The following is a 20,581-nucleotide window of genomic DNA, read 5'->3' as shown; positions in this document are numbered from 1 at the left end:
TCACTCCACCGTGAAGTCGATCGTGTGCCAGCCGCTCGCTCCGTTGGGGACCGGGTCGGCGCGCTCCTCCGTCTGCTGCTCGCCGTCCCCATCGGTCGCCCGCACCGAGACCGTGTGATCACCGGGCGCGGCATCCTCCCAGCGCAGCGACCACTGGACCCAGGTGTCGGCGGTGACCTCCGCGCCCAGCTCGGCCTCGTGCCAGTCCCCGTCGTCGATCCGCACCTCGACCGCAGCGATCCCGCGCTGCTGGGCCCATGCCGTCCCGCCGAGCATCACGGACCCGTCGGATGCCGGGTCGAGCGTCCCGAAGGAGCGCGGCACGTCCACGCGGGAGGCGATCTTGATGGGGCCGCGCTCGGACCAGCCGCGATCGGTCCAATAGGCGGTCTCCTCGGCGAAGCGGGTCACGGTGAGCTCGGTGAGCCACTTCGTGGCCGAGACGTATCCGTACAGTCCCGGCACCACCATCCGCACCGGATATCCGTGCTCCTGCGGCAGCGGCTCCCCGTTCATGCCGACGGCGATCAGGGAGTCGCGGTCGTCGGTCAGGGCCTCGAGCGGCGTGGACGCGGTGAAGCCGTCCACGGAGCGGGAGAGCACCATGTCGGCGCCGTCCTTCACGCCGACGCGCTCCAGCAGTGTGCGCACGGGGACGCCGAGCCAGGTCGCATTCCCGGCGAGATCGCCGCCGACCGTGTTGGACACGCAGGTCAGCGTCACGTGCTTCTCGATCATCGGCTCCGCGAGCAGCTCCTCGAAAGAAAGGGTGAGCTCGCGATCCACCAGCCCGTGGATCCGCAGCTCCCAGGTGGTGGGGTCCACGCGCGGCACGGCGAGGGCGGTGTCGATCCGGTAGAAGTCCTCGTTGGGCGTGACGTACGCGGGCATCCCCTCGACATCCACCTGGGCGTCGTCGGGGATCTGCTCGGCGCGGGTGCGCGGCGTGGGCAGCGTGAACTCCGCGGCCCGGCGGGCGACCTCGCGGGTCGCATTCACGCCCCGGGCGCCGGCCGCGACGATGACTGCGAGCACTCCGACGGCCCCGACGCCCACCAGCGAGCGTCGGCGCGACCAGGCCGCGTCGGTGCCCGGCTCGGCGGCAGGAGAGCGCACGGCGCGCAGCAGGAGCAGCAGCGTCGGAACCGCGACCACGGTGCCGAGCAGGGTCGGGATCGCGTCGGGCACCGAGTTCTGCGCCCGGGTCAGCACGATCACCGTGGCGAAGACGCCCAGACCCGCCAGCACGGCGGCGGCCGTACGGGGACGGCGAGCCCCGAGAGCCCCGTTCAGCGCGGTGAGCACCACGTACACCGCGACCATCGACGCGAACAGCACGATCTTGTCCCAGGTGCCGAACAGGCCGATGGCCACGTCCTTCACCCACGGCGGGATGATGTCGATGAAGCCGCCGCCGACGGCCACGAACGGGGCCGAGGAGGAGCTGAAGGCCAAGGAGGCGAGCTCCGCGACGGCCAGCAGCACGACACCGCCGATCACGCCGGCGAGCATCGACCACCAGGGGATCCCGGGCCGTGCGGTGCGGTGACCGCCGTCGGCGGGGCCCTGGTGGGCGGTGGGGGTGCTCATCACAGCTCCGACGACGCGATCGGGTCGGTGGTGGGCTGCTCGGAGCCGCCGGCCGGTTCGACCGTGAGGCCGATCAGGGATTCCGGAGGCAGCTCCTCGTGCGCCATCACCGTCTGGCCGGGCTCGGTGATCAGCCCTGCGTCCTCGAAGCTGTCGCCGCCGTCGCCGATGATCCACAGCTGGTACGTGCTGTCGCTGGGCAGCTCCGGAAGGTCGGCACCCTGGACGATCATGGACTGCTGGTCGCGCGAGTACATGACATGCAGGGTGCCGCCCGTCTCGGACGGGACCGTGAGATGGGAGGTGTCCTCCGCCGTCAACAGCGCCGAGATCATCTGGCGCTCCTCGTCCGAGGCGGCCTGCTGGGACTGCAGGGCCTCGATGGTCGCTCGATCCTCGTCCTGTGCGGCGCGCTCGGCGCTCCACAGCCCGACTCCGGCGACGCTGGTGACCATCAGCGCCGCGGCGGCGACCGCCAACCAGCGCGAACGCCGGACGCTCGACCGGTAGCGATCCAGGGGGATCACCGTGGCCTGGTCCTCGACCCTGTCCTCGTCCCTGGTCTCGGTCCCGTCCTCGTTCTCGGCCCTGCCCTCGTGCGGGTCGTCGTGCTGGTGCCGGCCGTCGTCCACGTTCTCGTCCACGTTCTCCGGGACGTGGGGCGGCACGTCGGTCCGACGATGCGTCGGTCCGGTGGCGCTGTCGTCCTGCGTGACCTCCGCGGGCACTGCAGGCTCGGACGATTCGACGGAATGCTGAGGGGTTCGGGCGATCCGCGCCATCAGCGACGACTTCAGCTCGGGACGCGGGGCCTCCGGCTCGAGGCCGGCGGCCAGCTCGGCTGCGGTCTCCTCGAAGGAACGGGCCTCGCCCGCCGCCTCGGAACCCTGGGCGAAGAGCTCCTCGATCCGGGCCCGCTCCTCGGCGTCCAGGGCGTTCAGGGCCCAGGCGCCCGTCAGATCACGATCCTGCTCGTTCACGACGTCACCCCCAGGCTGTCTCGCAGGACGATCATCCCGTCCCGAATCCGTGTCTTGGCCGTCCCGACGGGAATGTCGAGAAGGCTCGCCACCTCCCGGTGGCTGTAGCCGCCGAAGTACGCGAGACGGATCGCGTCGGCCTGCAGCGGGGCCAGGGCGCGCAGTGCCGTGGCGACCCGCTCCGACTCGACTCTCAAGATCCCCTCCTCCTGGACGTCCACGACCTTCTCCTCGATGGCTCGCAGGCCCTCCTCGGAATCCCGGCGCCGAGCGGCGTCGGTCGAGCGGACCGTGTCGACGGCACGGCGATGCGCGATGGTGCAGATCCACCCGTGGGCGGAACCGCGACGGGCTTCGAATCGCGGGGCCTGCTTCCAGATCTCCACGAACACCTCCTGCAGGACTTCCTCGCTGATCGACACATCTCGGACGACACGCTTGATCAGGCCGAACAGAAGAGGCGAGACGTCGTCGTAGAGACGGGAGAAGGCCTCCTCGTCCCCCACGGCGACGCGAGGCAGCAGCGCGGCCAAGGACACGGCGGCGGCATCCGCCGCCGTTCCCCGTCCGCTGCGCGCCTCCGGCGTTCGCCGTGGCTCCGCTGTGGCCTCGGGAGGGTCGTGCGCCATTCACAACTCCTTCGACGACGGTAGGAGCGGGCGGGGCGATCGGCTCGATGCCCGCCCGCTCACTGCGTCGTCCCAGTGTGCGCTGTTCAGCTGGCGTCCGCCATCGACGGCGGCATCAGAACGGTATCGACGAGGTAGACGGTGGCGTTCTGGGTCTTCACGCCGCCGCAGACGACGGCTGCGCCGTCGACCATGAGGTCGTCCCCGCTGCCGGTGACCTCGACATCCTCGCCCTGGACGGTGGTGTGGGTGCCGGCGATCTCGTCGGGAGCGATCTGGCCGGGCACCACATGGTAGGTGAGCACCGTGGACAGGCTGTCGGCATCGCTGGCCAGGGCGTTCAGATCGTCCTCGGGGATGGCCCCGAAGGCGTCGTCGACCGGGGCGAACACGGTGAACTCGTCACCGTCGAGGGTGTCGACCAGGTCCACGTCCGGGTTCAGCTCGCCGGAGATGGCCGAGGTGAGTGTGGTGAGCATCGGATTGTTGGAGGCCGCCACGCTCAGCGGGTCCTGGGCCATGCCCTCGACCGAGCCGTCGCCGTCCGGCACCATCTCCGCGTAGTCCGCGCAGCCCGGGCCGACGAGGTTCGCGGCCGGGTCCATGTCCATGTCGTCCATGTCCTCGCCCATGCCGCCGCCGTCGGAGGCGCTGTCCTGCTCGGCCGCGGGCTGATCGTCGCCCTGCTCCGGGCTCGAGCCCTCATCCATGCCGCCCGAGCAGGCGCTCATCAGTACGGCCGAGGCCGCGAGGGCACCGAGGGTGGGAAGGATCTTCCGAGTCTTCATGACAGTCTCCTTCGTGGTGATGCTGACACCGGTGCGGTGTCACGGAAGGAGTTCGGAGCCGGCCGGGGAGCGGATTGGTCCGGAGCCGGAGAGGTTGTTGTGACCTCACGTACAACCGTCCGGACCGGTTGGACGTGGTCGCCCGCTGCGCTGTAGTGTTTCTCGTCGTTGGCTGTCGCGGATATGCTTCGTGACATCAGCCCCCACGGGCCTATAGCTCAGTCGGTTAGAGCGCTGTCCTGATAAGACAGAGGTCACTGGTTCAAGTCCAGTTAGGCCCACTTCGAGGATCGGAGGACATGTGAAGACGTTCATCAAGGTCACTGCAGTCCTGGTCGGCACGTCCGTTGCCGGCCTCCTCACCTGGCGGAAGATCGAGTCCGATCGTGCTCGCAACGATCTGTGGACCGAGGCCGAGAAGGTCTCTGCCCAGCAGGACGCCTCCGCCTGACCCAGGCTCACTGAGGCCGGGCACAACACAATACGGGGACTTAGCTCAGTTGGTAGAGCGGTAGCTTTGCAAGCTTCAGGTCAGGGGTTCGACCCCCCTAGTCTCCACCAGACGATAGAGGAAGGGCCCCTCTCCTTCGGGAGAGGGGCCCTTCCTCTATCACTGCAGGTTAACGGGTTGTTCTGGGATCCGATCGGGCCTATCGCGATGAGTAGTGCCGGGGTCCGCACTGACAGAAAATGGGAGTAAAGTGGTCGCGAACGGTAGTGATTCGTGTTGAGTGCGCCCCGTGCGCCCATGTGTCGAACCTCTGACCTGCAGTCCTAGATCCGGTAGTGACTGTGTGCGCCCTGTGCGGCCCGCGAGTCTGGGGTGCGGCGAGCGACTACTGAGAGTCGTCGGCCTGGCTCGTTGAACCGGCCCAGGTTTGATGCCGCTGCTGTTTGAGTCCGAGAGGATAGACAGCATGCCGAGGAAGATCGATCCCCAGCTGCGCGCGAGATGCGTGCGGCTCGTGCACGAGCACCAGCAGGAGTACCCCTCTCAGTTCGCAGCGGTGACCGCGGTCGCCCGCCAAGAAGGCGTCTCGAAGGAGTCTGTGCGACGCTGGCTGACCCAGGCCGACGTCGACGACGGAACCCGTCCCGGCGTCACCAGCGAGGAATCAGCCGAGGTCAAACGCTTGAAGGCTGAGAATCGGCGGCTGCGGGAGGACAACGAGATCCTCCGAAAAGCCTCAATTTTCTTCGCGGGGGAGCTCGACCCCCGCAACCGCTGATCCTCGCGTTCATCGACGAGATGAGAGCCGAGGGCTACGCAGTCGAGTCGATCCTCCGCGTCCTGCACCAGCAGGGCCTGAAGATCGCTGCACGGACCTACCGAGCCTGGAAGCGCCCGGCTCGGATCGCAGCCCGCACCGTCACCGATGCCCTGGTTGAGGACAAGATCCGTGCCGTGGCCTGGACGTTCAACGAGGTCACCGGACAGATCCACATGACCCCGGAAGGTCTGTACGGGCGGCGGAAGTGGGTCGCCTTGCTCCGCCGCCAAGACGGCCTCGCCGGCACGTCTCGGGGCGCGGTGGACCGGGCAATGCGTACTCTCGGGCTCGAAGGTGTTCGGCGGGCGAAGAAGCTGCGCACCACGATCCCCGATCCGGATGGGAAACGGGCTGGTGACCTGCTGAATCGTGACTTCACCGCGGCCGCGCCGAACCTGGTGTGGGTCACCGACTTCACCTACGTCCGCACCTGGTCGGGCTTCGTCTACGTCGCGTTCGTCCTGGACGTGTTCGCCCAGCGGATCGTGGGCTGGCACGCCAGCACCAGCAAGAGAGTCGACCTGGTGATGACCCCGCTACGGATCGCCCTGTGGCAGCGCCAGCGGGAAGGAAACCCCATCTCACCTGGGGATTTGATCCATCACAGCGATGCCGGATCTCAATACACCGCTATTCGCCTGACCGAGCATCTCGCCCTCGAGGGCATCGCCCCGTCGATCGGAACCGTCGGCGACGCATACGATAACGCGCTGATGGAGACGGTGAATGGCCTGTTCAAGACCGAATGCATCCGCACCACCGTGTTCCACGCCGGCCCCTACCGGACCCTCGCTGAAGTCGAGTTCGCGACGGCCGGCTGGGTCGACTGGTACAACAATAGGCGTCTCCACGGGACCCTCGGGATGCTCACCCCGATAGAGTTCGAGACGCTCCACTACGAGGCCCTCACCCGAGAGCCCGAACCCGCAAAGTAGCGGCAGAGAACCTGGGCCGGTTCACTCCCCCTTGACCGCGTGACTCGAGCCCGGCGCTAGACACAGGAGACACACTTGACAATCCCGGAGGGCCGAAACTGGCAGGATGACGACGGGCAGCGTGAGGTTGCGGACCTGCGACAGCAGATAGACCAATCCGAAGGTCGGCGCATCCATGCGCACCTGACCAGCTACCTACGTACGGTGACAGTATGGCAGGGCTTCGCCAATAGCCTCCTGAACTTGTTGAACGAGTGTGAGCACAACGAGGAGATGCGGGTCTACGCCATAACGAGCATGAGGCAGCCGGACCCCCGTGACTCAATCATTAGCGCCCTAGATGTTGCGGGTCATGACGTTGTGGACACCGGGTCGGGGATGAAGGAACGGGCCCCTGACCGGCACGATGGGTGGTGTCAAAGCAGCCGTCACGCAGGAAGAGGCCCGTTCCATGCACCACCGTAATGCCCCATTGACCGTCGTCGGAAGACAGCGCGCTATCGCGCAGGTCGTCGAGGTCGGTCGCCCCATTGCGCACGTCGCCGCCGAGTTCCACATCGCCCGCACCACGCTCTCGAAATGGGTCGGACGCTTCCGCGAGCACGGCGAGCTCGGCCTGCAGGACCACTCCAGCGCGCCAGCGAACCGCCCTACCCGTCTCCCGATCTGGGTGCTCGAGCTGATCGAGTCCTGGCGACGGACGAAGAAGTGGTCCGCGCGCCGTATCGCCCGCGAGCTCGCCGACGGGCACGGCTTCCGCTGTTGCGTGAGAACGGTGTCGCGCTGGCTGGACTGGCTCGGACTGAATCGGATCCGCGACATCACCCCAGACGGCGAGAACCTTCGCCGACCAGGGAAGATCATCGCCCGCTACCCGGGCCACATGGTCCACATGGACGTGAAGAAGGTCGGGAAGATCCCCGACGGCGGCGGCTGGTGGGCCCACGGCCGCGGCAGCGAACAGGCCCTCGCCGGCAAACGCGCCCACAAGCAGAAGGTCGGCTACACCTACCTCCACTCGATGGAGGACGGGTTCTCCCGCCTGGCCTACACCGAGGCGCTCGAGGACGAGAAAGCCGTCACGACCATCACCTTCTTCCACCGCGCCCGAGCCTTCTTCGCTGCCCACGGCATCACCAGGATCTCCCGCCTGGTCACCGACAACGGCGCGAACTACACCGCCACGGCGTTCCACCGCTCGACCTGCGCGTTCATCGGACGCCACCAGCGCACGCGGATCTACACTCCCCGCCATAACGGGAAGATCGAGCGGTACCAGCGGATCCTGGCCGACGAGTGCCTCTACGCCCGCGCCTACGAGTCCGAGAACGAGCGACGAGAGGCCATCGCGATCTGGGTCCATCACTATGACTACCATCGGCCCCACACCGCCTGCGGCGATCAGCCCCCGGCCTCACGCCTCCACGCCGGCGTCGACAACGTCATGACCAACTACACCTAGTCTCCACCAGGACGTCCTCAGCGGCCTGCCCTTCGGGGCGGGCCGCTCGTGCATCTCGGGGTCGACGAGCCCTCCCTCAGCGGTCGAGCTGGAGGCGTGACCAGGAGAAGCAGACGAGCATGGTGCACACCGGGCCGACCCCTGCGGCCAGCGCGAGTTGTGCCGGGGCGACAGCGGTCCCGTCGCTCATGGCCCAGAGGGCAGGGGCGGCGAACGGCAGCCATCCGCCGGCTCCGGCAAGAGCTCCGACCTCTGCGGCCACGACGAGCCCGATGGCGCCGCCGGCGGCTGCGAGGAGCGAGCGGGTGAGTGTCGCGAGCCACGCGACGGGAACGGCGACCGATGCCGAGAGCATCGCCAGTGCGCCGAGCCGTCCGAGCGCAGCCCACGTGTCGGGGCTCGGGGGGCCGTAGCCGATCAGCAGTCCCAGCGCGAGCAGTCCGAGTGTCAGGGCGATGCTGACCGATGCAGCCCAGAGTGCATAGACGGTGAGCTTGGCGAGCGCGATCCGGCTGCGGGCGATGGGCAGCGCGAACAGGCCGGTGATGGTTCCGTCGACGAATTCGCGGCCGAACATCCATGCCAGGACGATCCCGAAGCCGAGAATGCTGGCGGCAGCGGTGATCTGAGCCGCTCCCGCGAGCAGACCCTGCCAGGTCAGAGTCGCGGCAGGGCCGGCCTTCGCGATCAGCTCGGGGTTGCCGCCCGCTATGCCGACGGTAATGCCCGCGAGCAGCGCGAGTATGCCGACCACGATGGCGAGGGTGGCGACCACCCCGACCGGTGAACGCGTGAGTTTGAGGGCCTCGACCCTTAGGGCGGCGCTCATTCCGCGACCTCGGCGCTGCCGCGCAGTTCGTCATCCTGCCGGATGCGTTCGAAGAACTCGCGCTCGAGGTCGTCTCCGGTGGGGTCGAGCGGACCGATCAGGCGACCCCTGTTCATCAGCAGCACCCGGTCGGCGATGCGCGCCACTTCATCGAGATGGTGGCTGCTGACCAGGATCGCGGCTCCGTCACGTGCGCGACGGATCAGCTGCTCCCGCACCAGGATCACCGAGGCGGGATCGAGAGCATTGCTCGGCTCATCCAGCACGATCACATCGGGATCGTGCTGGAGCGCTGCGGCCAGGCCGACGCGCTGCCGGTTGCCCAGCGAGAGGTGACGGAACCTGCGGTTCGCAACAGGATCGAGCTTCCAGGCATCGAGGGAGTCCTGGACGAGCTCCGGATCGGCCCCGCGAAGGAGGCACGCGATATGGAGGTTCTTCCGCACGGTGAGTTCCGGGTAGGCCAGGGGCACCTCGATCAGTGCCCCCACCCTCGCCCACTGCTCGCTCGGCACTGATTCCAGAGGGTGACGGAAGAGCGTCACGGTGCCGTGGTGAGGGCGGAGCATCCCGAGCGCGAGGCGCATGAGGGTGGTCTTCCCGGCACCGTTCAGTCCGATCAACGCGACGATCTCGCCCGGCCGGGCCTGCACCGTCACATCGGAGACACCCGCCCCATCACGGAAGAGGCGGCTGACGCCCTCGAGCGCCAGCACCTCACCCACCGCCCAGCAGGTCGAGGGCCGACGCGATCGCGACGTCCACGGGGGTGTGCTCCGATCGCGCCCATTCCAGCAACGCCGTGCTCAATCCGGCGATCACGGCAGCTGCCGCGACTCGAGCCGGTGTCTCCTCCACACCGCGAACCCTCAACGCAGCCACGAGCGCGGCGATGGTCTCGTCGCTGTTGCGTTCGATGGCACCGTGCAGGGTCAGGGCCCGGGCGATGATCCTCAGCTGGTTGCGCAGTGCCCGTGCGCTCTCTGCGTCGACCCGCCCCCACGCCTGGCGGATGCCCTCCGCCAAAGCGGTCATCGCCGGCTCATGCGCGGGACGCGCCTGCACCGCATCGGCCATGAGCGGGTCGAACGGATCAGCGAGCAGCAGCCTCTCCTTCGTCGGGAAGTGACGGAACAGCGTCATCTCGCTCACACCCGCCCTATCGGCTACCTGGGCGGTGGTCGCCGCGTCGTAGCCCCGCTCGGCGAACAGCTCCGCCGCCGCTCGTCTCAACGCCTCGTGTGTCTGGCACCATCGCTCCATAAACCGATGTTAGTCGCTAACGTTCAGTGCGCAAGGTCGCCTGTGCGGGCCGCTCCGCTCGTGAGGGTGGCCGAAGACGCCGTCGGAGAAAAGTCCCGGTCCCACCAATCCGCTGCGGCGATCGCTCCGAACTCCTTCCGATCCGCCGCCCCAGACGGCCGTACGTCCGTCCGGCGATCGACGACGAAGGAGTCATGATGCGCACGACCACGAAGCGAGTGCTGCCCCTGCTGGCGGCCACTGCGATGCTCGGCCTGTTCGGAGGGTCCAGCGCCGCCCTGGCAGAGGGCCACGGCGGGCACGACACGACGACCCTCGAAGCCCATCTGACCGAGCTGAACGACTCCGGTGCCTCCGGCACCGCCTGGGTCACCCTCGACGGCAACGAGGTCACCGTGAAGATGGAGAACACCGGCCTGCTGGCCGGGTCCCCTCACGCCCAGCACATCCACGTCGGCGGCAAGAACCAGTGTCCCGACCCGAACATGGAGGGCAACGGCGAGAACGGAGCCATCCAGGTCTCCGATGCTCATGACGACTACGGCATGATCGTCTCCTCGCTGACCACCGAGGGCGACACCAGCCCGGACAGCGGCCTGGCCGTGGACCGCTTCCCCGTCGGTGACGACGCCTACGAGCGGACCTTCGAGGTCAGCGATGACGTCGCAGCGGACATCGCCGACGGGAAGGGCGTGATCGTCGTCCACGGCGTCGACCACAACGGCAGCGGCGAGTACGACGGCGACGTCGTCTCCGACCTCGATCCGAACCTGCCCTCCGAAGCCACCGATCCGGCCGCCTGCGGCACGCTGGACGTGGCACAGATGGAGCAGTGGCCCGAGGGCGGCGCCGAGACCGGTGACGGTTCCACCGCCGGCATCGAGAACTCCGGTGCCCTGATCGCCGGTGGCGGTCTGCTCACCGCCGCGGCAGTCGGCGGCATCGCTCTGCGTCGTCGCCAGACCCAGAAGTGATATGACCCCCGAGGGTTCACCTCGCCAGGGCGGGGGCCGCCGCATCGCGGTCCTCGCCCTGGCGGTGCTCGCCACGCTCGGCGTGGCGCTGATCATCTACTCCCTGGCCACACAGGTCGGCGCTCCGCCGGAGCCCGCATTGAGCTCCGGAGCGGCAGCGTCCGACGGCGGGGGCGAGATGGCCTCCGTGCCCAGCACCGAGGCCTCCGAGCCGGAGGACCAGCCTGCGACGCAGGAGGAGAACCAGGCGGAGACGACGCCGCTGCCCGCGGCCGAACCCACCGCACTGCGCATCCCGGCGATCGACGTCGAGGAGCAGGTCTTCCCGATCGGCCTCGGCGAGGACGGCGAACTGCTCGCCCCCAGCGGCGACCGGGCGGATCAGCCCGCATGGTTCGACGGCTCCCCGACCCCGGGCGAGGACGGGCCGGCCGTCATCGAAGGCCACGTGACCTGGCATGGCGACGCCTCCGTCTTCTTCGAGCTGGGCGGGCTCGCACCGGGTGACACCGTCGAGGTCGATCGGGAGGACGGCACGACCGCCGTCTTCGAGATCTACGACACCGCCCGGTACGCGAAGGACGAGTTCCCGACCGTCGCGGTCTACGGCCGCACCGACGGCCCCGAGATTCGTATCATCACCTGCGGCGGCGACCTCGATACCGAGGGGCACCACCTCGACAACACCGTCGTCTTCGCCCGCCTCGTCCAGAACTGAGGACCTGCCATGGCCGCTCCGGCCCCCACGCGTGACCGATGGCTCGGACCGCTGCTGCTCAGGCTGCACTTCTACGCGGCGATCCTGGTGGCCCCGTTCATCCTGATCTCCGCAGCCAGCGGAGCCCTCTACGCCCTGACCCCTCAGCTCGAGCAGGTGGTCTACTCCGATGAGCTCACGGCCCCGTCCGATGGCTCGCCGCTCCCGCTGGCCGAGCAGGTCGCGGCGGCGCAGGAGCACGTGGGTGAGGCCGCGGTGGTCACCGCGATCCGACCCGCCGCGGAGGCGGGGCAGACCACCCGCGTCATGTACGCCGACGACTCGCTCGGCGAGGGCGAATCCCGTGCGATCATGCTGGATCCTGCGACTGCCGAGATCCGCGGGGACCTCACCGTCTACGGCACCAGCGGCTCCCTGCCGCTGCGCACCTGGGTCGACCAGCTGCACCGCAACCTGCACCTGGGGGAGGTGGGACGCCTCTACAGCGAGCTGTCCGCCTCCTGGCTCGGAGTGGTCGCCGCAGCGGGACTGGGGCTGTGGGTCCGTCGTGCCCGTCGTGCTCGCCGGGCACGGGACGTGCTCCTGCCGGACCTCCGCGCACGCGGTTATCGCCGCACGCTCTCCCTGCACTCCTCGGTCGGCGCCTGGGTGCTGCTCGGCGCTCTCTTCCTCTCGGCCACGGGTATCACCTGGTCCCGGTACGGCGGAGGGAACATCGGCACGATCCGCGAGGCCTTCGGCTTCACCACCGCGGCTGTCAGCACCGAGCTGCCGCAATCCTCCACCGCTGACACCGACATGGACGACATGGAAGACATGGGCGGGATGGACGGGATGGAGGACATGGAAGGCATGGAGGGCGGCGAGCACGCGGGCCATGGCGCACCTCAGGGTGCGGCCGCGCATCACGGAGCCGACGGAACCGATGGCGCCGCGGCGGCGGACCTCGGGGAGATCGATCGAGTGCTCGACGCCGGCCGGGCCGCGAACATCGACACGGGCCTCGTGGAGATCCGCCCTCCGGGGGACGAGAGCTCGGCCTGGGTGATCGAGGAGATCCAGCGCAGCTATCCCACGAAGGTCGACGCCGTGGCCATCGACGGCGGGACCCTGGAGGTCGTGGATCGCACCGATTTCGCCGAGGCGGACCTCGCCGCGAAGCTGACCCGCTGGGGCATCGACCTGCATATGGGCACGATGTTCGGCCTGGTCAATCAGATCATCCTGTTCGTCATCGCGTCCGCGCTGGTCGTCATGATCATCTGGGGCTATCTGATGTGGTGGCAGCGACGACCCACCCGGGGCGGGCGCGGCCCGGCGAAGCCGCCGCGCCGCGGTGCGCTGGGACGGGCGCCCTGGTGGGGGACCGCCCTGGTGCTGCTCGTCGCCGTGGGCATCGGGCTCATGCTGCCCTTGATGGGCGTGAGCCTGGCGGCCTTCGTGCTCGTCGATGCGATCGCGGGGCGTGTCCGTCGCCGCCGACTAGGCTGACACGCATGACCTCGAGGCACCTGATCGTTCTGCTGGACTGCGGCGACACCATCGTCGACGAGGGCACGGAGGTCCATGATCCCTCGGGCATCGTGCTCTCGGGAGGTCTGCTGCCCGACGCCGATGGCATGGTCCGCGATCTCGTCGCCGAGGGCTTCCGCATCGCGCTCGTGGCCGACGGGCGCTACGCCTCCTTCGAGAACCTGCTCTCCCAGCACGGTCTCCTCGACCTGTTCGAGACGCTGACCTGCTCGGAGGCCGTCCGACACGACAAGCCCAGCGCGCGCATGTTCAAGGCGGCCCTGGGGTCGCTGGACCTCGACCCGGCCGACGCCGCACGGTGCGTGATGGTAGGCAACAACCTCTCCCGCGACATCGCCGGCGCGAACCGCCTGGGCATCACGAGCATCCACCTCGCCTGGACCAGCAGGTATCCGAAGGAACCGGCGGGGCCCGAGGAGGTCGCCGATCACACGATCGGCATGCCCGCCGAGCTGGTGCCGCTGCTGCTCCAGCTCGAGGGCGACTCCTCGAGCGGATAGTCGACGAAGGCGAAGGCCGAGCCGTCCGGCGCCCAGCTCGGCACGTTCATGGTTCCCTGCCCGCCGTGCAGCGCGACGAGCGTCGTCGGCTCGTCCCAGGCTCCCCACGGCACCAGACGCAGCTCGACACTGCGGTTCTCGGGGTGGCCGATCGTTCCCGGCTCGAAGCTCACGTAGACCACGGCGTCCCCGGTCGGGGCGACATGCGGGAACCAGTTCACGCGGTCATCGGCGGTCAGCTGCTCGAGCCCGCTGCCGTCGGGCCGGATCCTCGCGAGCTGGGCGTGGCCGGGGAGGGCGGAGAACTGCTCGGTGTTGAAGAGGATCCAGTGCCCGTCGGGGGACCACGCGGGGCCGTCGGCCGGTCCGGGATCGGTGGTGAGCGCCCGGTCGTCGGAGCCGTCCGTGCCGAGCAGATGCAGGGCGGCCCCGGCCCAGGCCCCGTCGTCCTCGGGGACGATGCGCACATAGGCGAGCTGCGTGCCGTCCGGGCTCACGCCGTGCAGGAAGTGGAGAGGGCCGTCTTGGCTGGTCACGCGGTGGATCGGCGAACCATCGAAGGGCACGTGCCAGATGTGGTGATCGGCCGTCGAGGCGTAGACGCCGGCGCCGTCCGCGGCGAGGACATGATCGTTGTTCACCGCTGGCAGGCCGGCCGCCTCGAGACGCTCGGGGTCGCCGGAGCCGTCGGCCGGAAGGAACCAGAGCTCGCCGTCGCCGTTGACCAGCAGTCTGCCGTCGTGGGTCCAGTTCGGGGCCTCGTACAGGCGCTCACGGGACTCGTGCACGGTGCGCACCTCGCCGCTCGCGCGGTCCCAGATACGGATCCGGGCGCGCTGCCCGGGCTGCAGTGTTCTCCAGGAGATGCTCTCGCTCATGGGGCGAAGTCTGGCACGTGGCCGTGCGCGTTGCCGCGCCGGATCCGGAACTGGAGCCGACTCGCGCAGAGCCGATCGCTCATCGCGCGGGGGCGGCGTGCTCCTCGAGGACCTCATCGAGGATGTCGATGGTGTCGAGCTGACGCTCGACCTCCTGCTGCAGCCGAGCCCGCTGCGCGCGCAGCGCGACGACGAGGCCCGCAGAGCGGTGCCGTGCGTCGATCATGCCGGGCAGGACGGGGCGGATGTCGGCGCTGGACAGCCCTGCGGCGAAGAGACGCTGGATCAGGAGCACCCGGTCCACGGCCTCGGACTCGTAGCGTCGATGACCGGCGGCGGTGCGGCGCGCGGGCAGCAGGCCCTGCTCCTCGTAGTAGCGCAGGGACCGCGGGCTCACCCGGGTCCTTTCGGAGAGGTCCCCGATGCTGAGCATGTCCCGTGGTCTCACATCGGTGTCAGATATCGACATCTCAGCAGTGTAGAGCGCTGAGAGAGGGAGGTGCGGGAACCTCACACGGGTGTCAGGCCAGGGGATTCGGCTGGATGGGCAGTGCCTCGATCAGCGGGTGGTCCTTATGGATGACACCCATCTTCGCGGCGCCCCCCGGTGCTCCGAGGTCGTCGAAGAACTCGACGTTGGCGTTGTAGTACTCGGCCCACTGGTCCGGGGTGTCGTCCTCGTAGAAGATCGCCTCCACCGGGCAGACGGGTTCGCAGGCGCCGCAGTCCACGCACTCGTCAGGCTGGATGTAGAGCATCCGGTCGCCCTCGTAGATGCAGTCCACGGGGCACTCGTCCACGCAGGCGCGATCCTTCACGTCCACGCAGGGCAGCGCGATCACATAGGTCACGGAGTACTTCCTCTCCTCGTCGTCTGGAAAGGACAGTAGGATCTCAAGTGCACTTGAGGTCAAGGCGGAAGGAGAACTGTGAACGCGCAGCACGAGCCGGAGGACCTCCTGACGATCGGGGAGATGAGCAGCCGAACCGGCGTGGCCCCCTCGGCCTTGCGCTACTACGAGGATCTCGGTCTCATCTCCTCCCTTCGCACCGGTGGCAACCAGCGGCGATACGCCCGGCACATGCTGCGGCGGGTCTCGCTGATCTCGGTCGCGAAGCGCTTGGGCATGCCCCTGTCCGACGTGCACGATGCCTTCGGTGACGTGCCCATGGAGGCGACCCCGTCGCACGAGGACTGGCAGAGGGCCTCGCGTCGCTGGAAGAAGCAGCTCGAGGAGAGGCGCCGCGGGATCGAGCGCCTCGAGCACGAGCTGACGGGCTGCATCGGATGCGGCTGCCTCTCGCTGAAGGCCTGCGCCCTGCTCAACCCCGACGACGCTCTCGCCGCGACCGGTCCCGGCCCCCGCCGCCTGGAGGATTTCCCGGATGACGGCGCGTGACGGGACGGCTTGTCCTCAAGTGCACTTGAGGTTTTAGGCTCACGTCATCACCGACGAAAGGATTGATGATGGCTGAATTCACCCTTCCCGATCTCGATTACGATTACGGCGCGCTGGATCCCTCGATCTCCGGCAAGATCATGGAGCTGCACCACTCCAAGCACCACGCGACCTATGTGAAGGGCGCGAACACGGCGCTGGAGAAGCTCGCGGCGGCTCGTGAGGCCGGTGACTTCTCGACGGTGAACCAGTTCTCGAAGGATCTGGCGTTCAACCTCGGTGGCCACACGAACCACTCGATCTTCTGGAAGAACCTCTCGCCCGAGGGTGGCGACAAGCCCACCGGCGAGCTGGCACAGGCGATCGATGAGTTCTTCGGGTCGTTCGATGCGTTCCGTGATCACTTCACCGCGGCGGCGCTGGGCATCCAGGGTTCGGGCTGGGCCGTGCTGGCGTACGAGCCCATCGGTGGCAACCTGGTGATCGAGCAGTTCTACGATCAGCAGAACGGTGTGCCGGTGGCGACGATCCCGCTGTTCCAGCTGGACATGTGGGAGCACGCGTTCTACCTGGACTACCAGAACGTGAAGGCCGATTACGTGAAGGCGATCTGGAACATCGTGAACTGGGCGGATGTCCAGGCACGGTTCGAGGCCGCCCGCGCGACGGGCTCCGGTCTGGTCATTCCCCAGGCCTGATCCCTCCGCGACGGACACAGTGATGGACGGCCGGTCCCCCGACGGGGACCGGCCGTTTTTCGCTATCGGAATCGGGCCGCCCTGGTTACGCTCGCCGCGTGAGCGTTCCCCCGGAGGATCTCGACCGGTTCGAAGCAGCCAGGTCCCACCTGGGTGCCGTCGCGTACCGCCTGCTCGGCTCGGCCGGTGACGCCGAGGACGCCGTGCAGGAGACCTATCTGCGTTGGGCCGCCGAGAGACGTGACGACATCGAGGTCCCTCGAGCCTGGCTCACCAGGGTCCTGACCAACCTGTGCCTGGATCAGCTGTCCTCCGCCCGCGCGCGCCGCGAGGACTACGTCGGTCAGTGGCTCCCCGAGCCGCTGCTGGACGGCGACCCTCTGCTGGGACCGGCGGAGACGACGGAGCAGCGCGACTCCGTCTCCCTCGCGCTCCTCGGGCTGCTCGAGGACCTCGCTCCCCAGGAGCGGGCTGTCTTCGTGCTCAAGGAGGCGTTCACCTACCCCCACGCCGAGATCGTCGAGATCCTCGGCACGACGGTCGCCGGCAGCCAGCAGGCCCTCGCGCGTGCGAGGAAGCGCCTCCGCCGGGGAGAACTCGAGGGAGAGCATGGCGCGAGCACCGATCCCGAGTCCGCTCGGGAGCTCGTCGAGGCCTTCCTCGAGGCCGCCACCGGCGGGGACCTCGACCCGCTCATCGGGTTGCTCAGCGAGAACGCGGTGAGCATCGCGGACGGCGGCGGGAAGGTCCCGGCGGCTCGTCGGCCGATCCTCGGGGCGCCGGCGATCGCCAAGCTGCTGCGCGGCGCCTTCCGTCCCACCCTGGCCAAACGGAACTTCCTCGGAGGTCCTCTCGAGCTCTACGCCGACGTCGTCAACGCCAGCCCAGCACTCATCGCCGCGAGCGGCGAACGGCTCGTCGGCATCATCGTCCTGAATCAGGTCGACGGGCTGATCCGGGACATCCGCATCCAGGCGAACCCGGCCAAGCTCGGGCGTGCGAGCGAGCGCTGGGAAACGGCACACCGCGGCGAGCCGCTCTCCAGCGCCTGGTGAGAGACCGGTTCACGCGATCACGTCAGGTTCTGGCGGGCTGTGTCGTCAAGCAGGCACACCCCTCAGGACAGCCAGGAGGCCCGTCATGTCGTATCGCATCCTCATCCTCGGCGCCGGATACGCCGGCGCCATCACCGACGGCATGCTGGCGCGCCGGCTCCGCCCCTCCGACGCGGAGATCACGCTCGTCAATGCCGCACCGCACTTCGTCGAGCGGGTGCGCATGCATCAGCTCGCCGTCGGCCAGCAGATCCCTGAGCGGCCGCTGCACGAGATGTTCGCCAGGACCCACCTGACCGTGGTCATCGACCGGGTGACCGCCCTCGACGTCGACGCCCACCAGGTGTCCCTCGCAGGGGGAGGGGTGCTCGAGTACGACTCCCTGGTGGTGGGGCTGGGCAGCACGCAGGCCCCGCCGGATGTCGAGGTCGCGGGCGACACGGTGCACACCGTCGCCGGCCGCGAGGAGGCCCTGCGGCTGCGTGGCGGCCTGCGCGCCCTCGGGCCCGGTCGCTCCGTGGTCGTCGTCGGCGGCGGGCTGACCGGGCTCGAGACCGCCACCGAGATCGCCGAGTCCCGCCCTGACCTCGACGTCTCCCTGCTGTCGCGGGGAGTGATCGGAAGCGACCTCGTCCCGAGAGGAGCACGGCACGTCCGCCGAGCACTTGATCGCCTCGGCATCACCGTCCGGGAGGGCGTGCGCGCCCAGGAGGTCACTCCCGACGCCGTGGTCACCGCTGATGGTCGCGCCCTGCCGGCGGATCTCGTGGTGTGGACGACGGGCTACGTCACCAACCCGCTCGCGGGGGCGAGCGCGCTGCAGACTCACGCGGACGGCCGCATCGTCGTCGACCGGGCGATGCGCTCGGTCTCCCACCCGGGCGTCTATGCCGTCGGCGACGCGGCACGCGCGATCGGCCACGGCGACAAGCCCCTGCGCATGTCCTGCGCTTCCGGGACCGCCATGGGCTGGCAGGCGGGCGAAGGGCTGCTCGCCGATCTGCGCGGGAAGCGCGCCCCGAAGTTCCCTCTCGCCTACGTCACCCGGTGCATCAGCCTGGGCCGACGGGACGGCCTGATCCAGGTGGTGCGCCCCGATGACACCCCGATCCCCGTGGTGCTGACGGGCCGGATCGGCGCCTGGGACAAGGAGCTCGTGTGCAAGGGCGCCGCGTTCGGGGCCGCGAACCCGACGCTCGGGATACCGATCCCCGCACGCCCCGTGTGATCCTCCTGAACCGCTCATTCCGCGCTGGCCGAATCGGGCGTGCGTTCGAGCGCGGAGCGGAGAGGAGACGAATCTGTGCAGAACCATTGCGCACGACGGAAATGATTCACCGAGAACGCCTCCGGGCCGCCGGGTTATCCCCAGGTGGGGATCGATAGGTGGATAACCGCCCCGGTGGAGACGAGATGACGCCGCTCAGTGCGGGAGCGCCTGATCCGTCGGCTGCTCCTGGGGTGCATGACGGTCGAGGAATTCGAGCATCGCCACCCGGTCGACGCCGGTGAAGGTGCCCGAGGGCATCGCCGCGAGCAGCGAGGCATGCAGTCGCGCCACCGGCCACACGGAGCCTTGCCAACGCTGCTCCTGTGCCGGCTCGGCCTGACGGCAGCAGTCCGGATCAGGGCATGACGAGGCGAAGCGCCGTGTGGTCTCGCGCCCGCGGAACCAGCGGGTGTGCTCGAACCGCGTGCCCACCGAGATGGAGAACTCGCCGCCCGGGCCGGACTCGATGTGGGAGGTGCACCAGTAGGTGCCGCCGGGCTTGTCGGTGTACTGGCAGTAGGGGCTCATGCGGTCCTCGCTCGTGAACACCTGCCGGGCGCTCCACCAGCGGCACACGATCTGGCCCTCCACCGCGCCCAGGGCATCTGTCGGGAAGCGCACCTCGTCGTTCTGATAGGCCTTGACGATTGCTCCGCTGAAATGCGTCTTCAGGAAATGGACGGGCAGCTCGAGATGGCGGGTCACCAGGTTCGTGAAGCGATGGGCGGCGATCTCGTAGCTCACGGAGAACTCGTCGCGCAGGTCCTCCACGGAGAGCTCGCGCTGGGTCTTCGCGGCCCGCAGGAACTGCACGGCGCCCGCCTCGGGCAGGAGCATGGCGCTGGCGAGGTAGTTGACCTCCACGCGCTGCCGCAGCAGGTCGCCGTAGTCGGCGGGCTCCTTCTCCCCGAGCACGTGGGCGGCGATCGCCTGCAGCACCGTCGTGCGCGGATCAGTGGTGCTGCGCTCACGCGGCAGGTAGATCCGCATGTTCTCGGCGTCGGTGATGCTGCGGGTGGAGTGGGGGAGATCCGCGACCGAGTGCAGCGTGAAGCCCAGCTCCGCGGCCAGCAGCGAGACCTTGCGGTGGGACAGCGGCCCGCCGGTGTGGTCGATCCGCGCGAGCAGCTCCTGAGCGGTCGCCTCGAGCTCGGGGTAGTAGTTGCCCGACCGGGCCTGCTCCTCGCGCAGCTGCCCGTTCACGCGCCGCGCCTCCTCGGGGGTCGCGGCCCGCTCGTGGTGCAGGCGCCCCAGCTCGTCGTGGAGGCGCAGGATCGTCTCGATCGCGGCATCGCTGAGAGAGCGGCGCACGGGAAGGTCCGGCAGGTCCAGGCCCTGGTAGAGCGCGCCGGCCTGGGCCTTCTCCAGGGCGATCTCGAGCGCGGCGCGGCGCGAGGGCGGCTCCTGGCGCAACAGATCCTCCTCGGCGACGTCGAGCACGCGGGCGATGCGCCGCAGCTCGCCCAGCCGCAGGTCGCGCCGCCCGTTCTCGATGACGGAGAGCTGGGAGGGGGCACGATCCAGGGCGGCGGCGAGCTCGCGCAGCGACATGCCGCGCTCGAGCCGCCGGGCACGGATGCGCCGGCCGATGGTGAGGCGGTCGGAGGAGTCGTCGGGGTCCACGTCGTCGTGTGCCATGGCGACAGCGTGCCATGCCGGAAGTTCCTCGCGCCAGAAATATGGCCGAAGTTCTCCCGTCGGACCCCTTCGACAGGGGGTTCTGCGCCTCCAGAGTGTGAGGACCCGACGAAGTTCGCCGGCAGCGTTCGATCCCGGAGGTCGGGCGCGGAGCAGCAGAGGAGTCCACC

General features: G+C 68.9%; 22 protein-coding genes and 2 tRNA genes. 13 read left to right on the top strand and 11 right to left on the bottom strand.

Annotated features, from left to right (window positions below; genetic code table 11):
• From CIK81_RS02520 to CIK81_RS02505, 4 genes are all read right to left on the bottom strand, one after another.
• Positions 1–1,590, bottom strand: a complete 1,590-nt coding sequence (locus tag CIK81_RS02520; RefSeq protein ID WP_096166534.1) for a molybdopterin-dependent oxidoreductase — start codon at positions 1,588–1,590, stop codon at positions 1–3.
• On the bottom strand, positions 1,590–2,570 hold the full coding sequence (locus CIK81_RS02515; protein ID WP_114355343.1) for an anti-sigma factor: 981 nt from the start codon (positions 2,568–2,570) through the stop codon (positions 1,590–1,592). The genes CIK81_RS02520 and CIK81_RS02515 overlap by 1 nt, the downstream gene beginning before the upstream one ends.
• Entirely contained in the window at positions 2,567–3,199 is a 633-nt protein-coding gene (locus CIK81_RS02510; protein ID WP_114355342.1) for a sigma-70 family RNA polymerase sigma factor, read from the bottom strand. The genes CIK81_RS02515 and CIK81_RS02510 overlap by 4 nt, the downstream gene beginning before the upstream one ends.
• A gap of 86 nt (positions 3,200–3,285) precedes the next feature.
• Positions 3,286–3,987: a fasciclin domain-containing protein gene (locus CIK81_RS02505; RefSeq protein ID WP_096197574.1), complete on the bottom strand. Its 702-nt coding sequence runs from the start codon at positions 3,985–3,987 to the stop codon at positions 3,286–3,288.
• 207 nt (positions 3,988–4,194) lie between these two features.
• Between CIK81_RS02505 and CIK81_RS02500 the strand changes: the two genes are divergently transcribed.
• From CIK81_RS02500 to CIK81_RS02485, 5 genes are all read left to right on the top strand, one after another.
• Positions 4,195–4,268 (top strand) — tRNA-Ile (locus tag CIK81_RS02500).
• Positions 4,269–4,288: 20 nt separating this feature from the next.
• Complete coding sequence (locus CIK81_RS18095) at positions 4,289–4,438, top strand: DLW-39 family protein (RefSeq protein WP_158541891.1); 150 nt, start codon at positions 4,289–4,291, stop codon at positions 4,436–4,438.
• A gap of 34 nt (positions 4,439–4,472) precedes the next feature.
• A tRNA-Ala gene (locus CIK81_RS02495) sits at positions 4,473–4,548 on the top strand.
• 356 nt (positions 4,549–4,904) lie between these two features.
• A protein-coding gene (locus tag CIK81_RS02490) for an IS3 family transposase (RefSeq protein ID WP_114355341.1) occupies positions 4,905–6,193 on the top strand; the annotation gives its coding sequence in 2 pieces (ribosomal slippage) (positions 4,905–5,178 and positions 5,178–6,193; 1,290 coding nt in all).
• A gap of 451 nt (positions 6,194–6,644) precedes the next feature.
• Positions 6,645–7,655, top strand: coding sequence for an IS481 family transposase (locus CIK81_RS02485; protein WP_114355340.1), 1,011 nt, complete (start codon positions 6,645–6,647; stop codon positions 7,653–7,655).
• 76 nt (positions 7,656–7,731) lie between these two features.
• Here CIK81_RS02485 and CIK81_RS02480 read toward each other — a convergent pair whose 3' ends face one another.
• The 3 genes from CIK81_RS02480 to CIK81_RS02470 are packed head-to-tail and all read right to left on the bottom strand — an operon-like array spanning position 7,732 to position 9,747.
• Positions 7,732–8,484 carry an ABC transporter permease gene (locus CIK81_RS02480; RefSeq protein WP_114355339.1) on the bottom strand — a complete coding sequence of 251 codons (753 nt, stop codon included), beginning with the start codon at positions 8,482–8,484 and terminating at the stop codon, positions 7,732–7,734.
• Complete coding sequence (locus tag CIK81_RS02475) at positions 8,481–9,200, bottom strand: ABC transporter ATP-binding protein (RefSeq protein WP_241963897.1); 720 nt, start codon at positions 9,198–9,200, stop codon at positions 8,481–8,483. The genes CIK81_RS02480 and CIK81_RS02475 overlap by 4 nt, the downstream gene beginning before the upstream one ends.
• A gap of 1 nt (position 9,201) precedes the next feature.
• Positions 9,202–9,747, bottom strand: a complete 546-nt coding sequence (locus CIK81_RS02470; protein ID WP_114355337.1) for a TetR/AcrR family transcriptional regulator — start codon at positions 9,745–9,747, stop codon at positions 9,202–9,204.
• A 197-nt stretch (positions 9,748–9,944) separates the two neighbouring features.
• Between CIK81_RS02470 and CIK81_RS02465 the strand changes: the two genes are divergently transcribed.
• Genes CIK81_RS02465 through CIK81_RS02450 form a run of 4 tightly spaced genes read left to right on the top strand, consistent with a single transcriptional unit; the run spans position 9,945 to position 13,472 of the window.
• On the top strand, positions 9,945–10,721 hold the full coding sequence (locus CIK81_RS02465) for a CHRD domain-containing protein (RefSeq protein WP_096166529.1): 777 nt from the start codon (positions 9,945–9,947) through the stop codon (positions 10,719–10,721).
• Between the two features lies 1 nt (position 10,722).
• Positions 10,723–11,439 (top strand): class F sortase, encoded by a 717-nt coding sequence (locus CIK81_RS02460; RefSeq protein WP_114355336.1) that lies wholly within the window; start codon positions 10,723–10,725, stop codon positions 11,437–11,439.
• 9 nt (positions 11,440–11,448) lie between these two features.
• On the top strand, positions 11,449–12,930 hold the full coding sequence (locus CIK81_RS02455) for a PepSY domain-containing protein (RefSeq protein WP_114355335.1): 1,482 nt from the start codon (positions 11,449–11,451) through the stop codon (positions 12,928–12,930).
• A 5-nt stretch (positions 12,931–12,935) separates the two neighbouring features.
• Positions 12,936–13,472, top strand: coding sequence for an HAD family hydrolase (locus tag CIK81_RS02450; protein ID WP_114355334.1), 537 nt, complete (start codon positions 12,936–12,938; stop codon positions 13,470–13,472).
• Here the strand turns inward: CIK81_RS02450 and CIK81_RS02445 are convergent.
• The 3 genes from CIK81_RS02445 to fdxA all read right to left on the bottom strand — a co-directional run bounded on the left by CIK81_RS02445 (position 13,400) and on the right by fdxA (position 15,201).
• Positions 13,400–14,350 carry a PD40 domain-containing protein gene (locus CIK81_RS02445; RefSeq protein ID WP_114355333.1) on the bottom strand — a complete coding sequence of 317 codons (951 nt, stop codon included), beginning with the start codon at positions 14,348–14,350 and terminating at the stop codon, positions 13,400–13,402. The two genes, CIK81_RS02450 and CIK81_RS02445, sit on opposite strands and share 73 nt — an antisense overlap.
• A gap of 79 nt (positions 14,351–14,429) precedes the next feature.
• Positions 14,430–14,819 (bottom strand): MerR family transcriptional regulator, encoded by a 390-nt coding sequence (locus CIK81_RS02440; protein WP_096166524.1) that lies wholly within the window; start codon positions 14,817–14,819, stop codon positions 14,430–14,432.
• A gap of 52 nt (positions 14,820–14,871) precedes the next feature.
• Entirely contained in the window at positions 14,872–15,201 is a 330-nt protein-coding gene (gene fdxA, locus CIK81_RS02435; RefSeq protein WP_096166523.1) for a ferredoxin, read from the bottom strand.
• 78 nt (positions 15,202–15,279) lie between these two features.
• Here fdxA and soxR point away from each other — a divergent pair, with 78 nt between their 5' ends.
• The 4 genes from soxR (at position 15,280) to CIK81_RS02415 (ending at position 18,731) form a co-directional block, all read left to right on the top strand.
• A complete protein-coding gene (gene soxR / locus CIK81_RS02430; protein ID WP_096166522.1) occupies positions 15,280–15,750 on the top strand; it encodes a redox-sensitive transcriptional activator SoxR in 471 nt (156 codons plus the stop codon).
• A 68-nt stretch (positions 15,751–15,818) separates the two neighbouring features.
• Positions 15,819–16,448 (top strand): superoxide dismutase, encoded by a 630-nt coding sequence (locus CIK81_RS02425; protein WP_114307424.1) that lies wholly within the window; start codon positions 15,819–15,821, stop codon positions 16,446–16,448.
• A gap of 98 nt (positions 16,449–16,546) precedes the next feature.
• The gene (locus tag CIK81_RS02420; protein ID WP_096165736.1) at positions 16,547–17,503 is read left to right on the top strand and encodes a sigma-70 family RNA polymerase sigma factor; all 957 of its coding nucleotides are present in this window, start codon (positions 16,547–16,549) and stop codon (positions 17,501–17,503) included.
• Between the two features lie 85 nt (positions 17,504–17,588).
• Positions 17,589–18,731, top strand: coding sequence for an NAD(P)/FAD-dependent oxidoreductase (locus CIK81_RS02415; protein ID WP_114355332.1), 1,143 nt, complete (start codon positions 17,589–17,591; stop codon positions 18,729–18,731).
• Between the two features lie 195 nt (positions 18,732–18,926).
• Here CIK81_RS02415 and CIK81_RS02410 read toward each other — a convergent pair whose 3' ends face one another.
• Positions 18,927–20,411, bottom strand: a complete 1,485-nt coding sequence (locus CIK81_RS02410; protein ID WP_096165738.1) for a helix-turn-helix transcriptional regulator — start codon at positions 20,409–20,411, stop codon at positions 18,927–18,929.
• Positions 20,412–20,581 lie beyond the last annotated feature (170 nt).

Origin of the sequence: Brachybacterium sp. JB7, assembly GCF_003335205.1 — a bacterium.
In the GTDB taxonomy this organism is placed as follows: Bacteria; Actinomycetota; Actinomycetes; order Actinomycetales; family Dermabacteraceae; genus Brachybacterium; species Brachybacterium alimentarium.
Note: the sequence above shows the minus strand (reverse complement) of the source record. Positions and strands in the feature narration are given on the sequence as shown.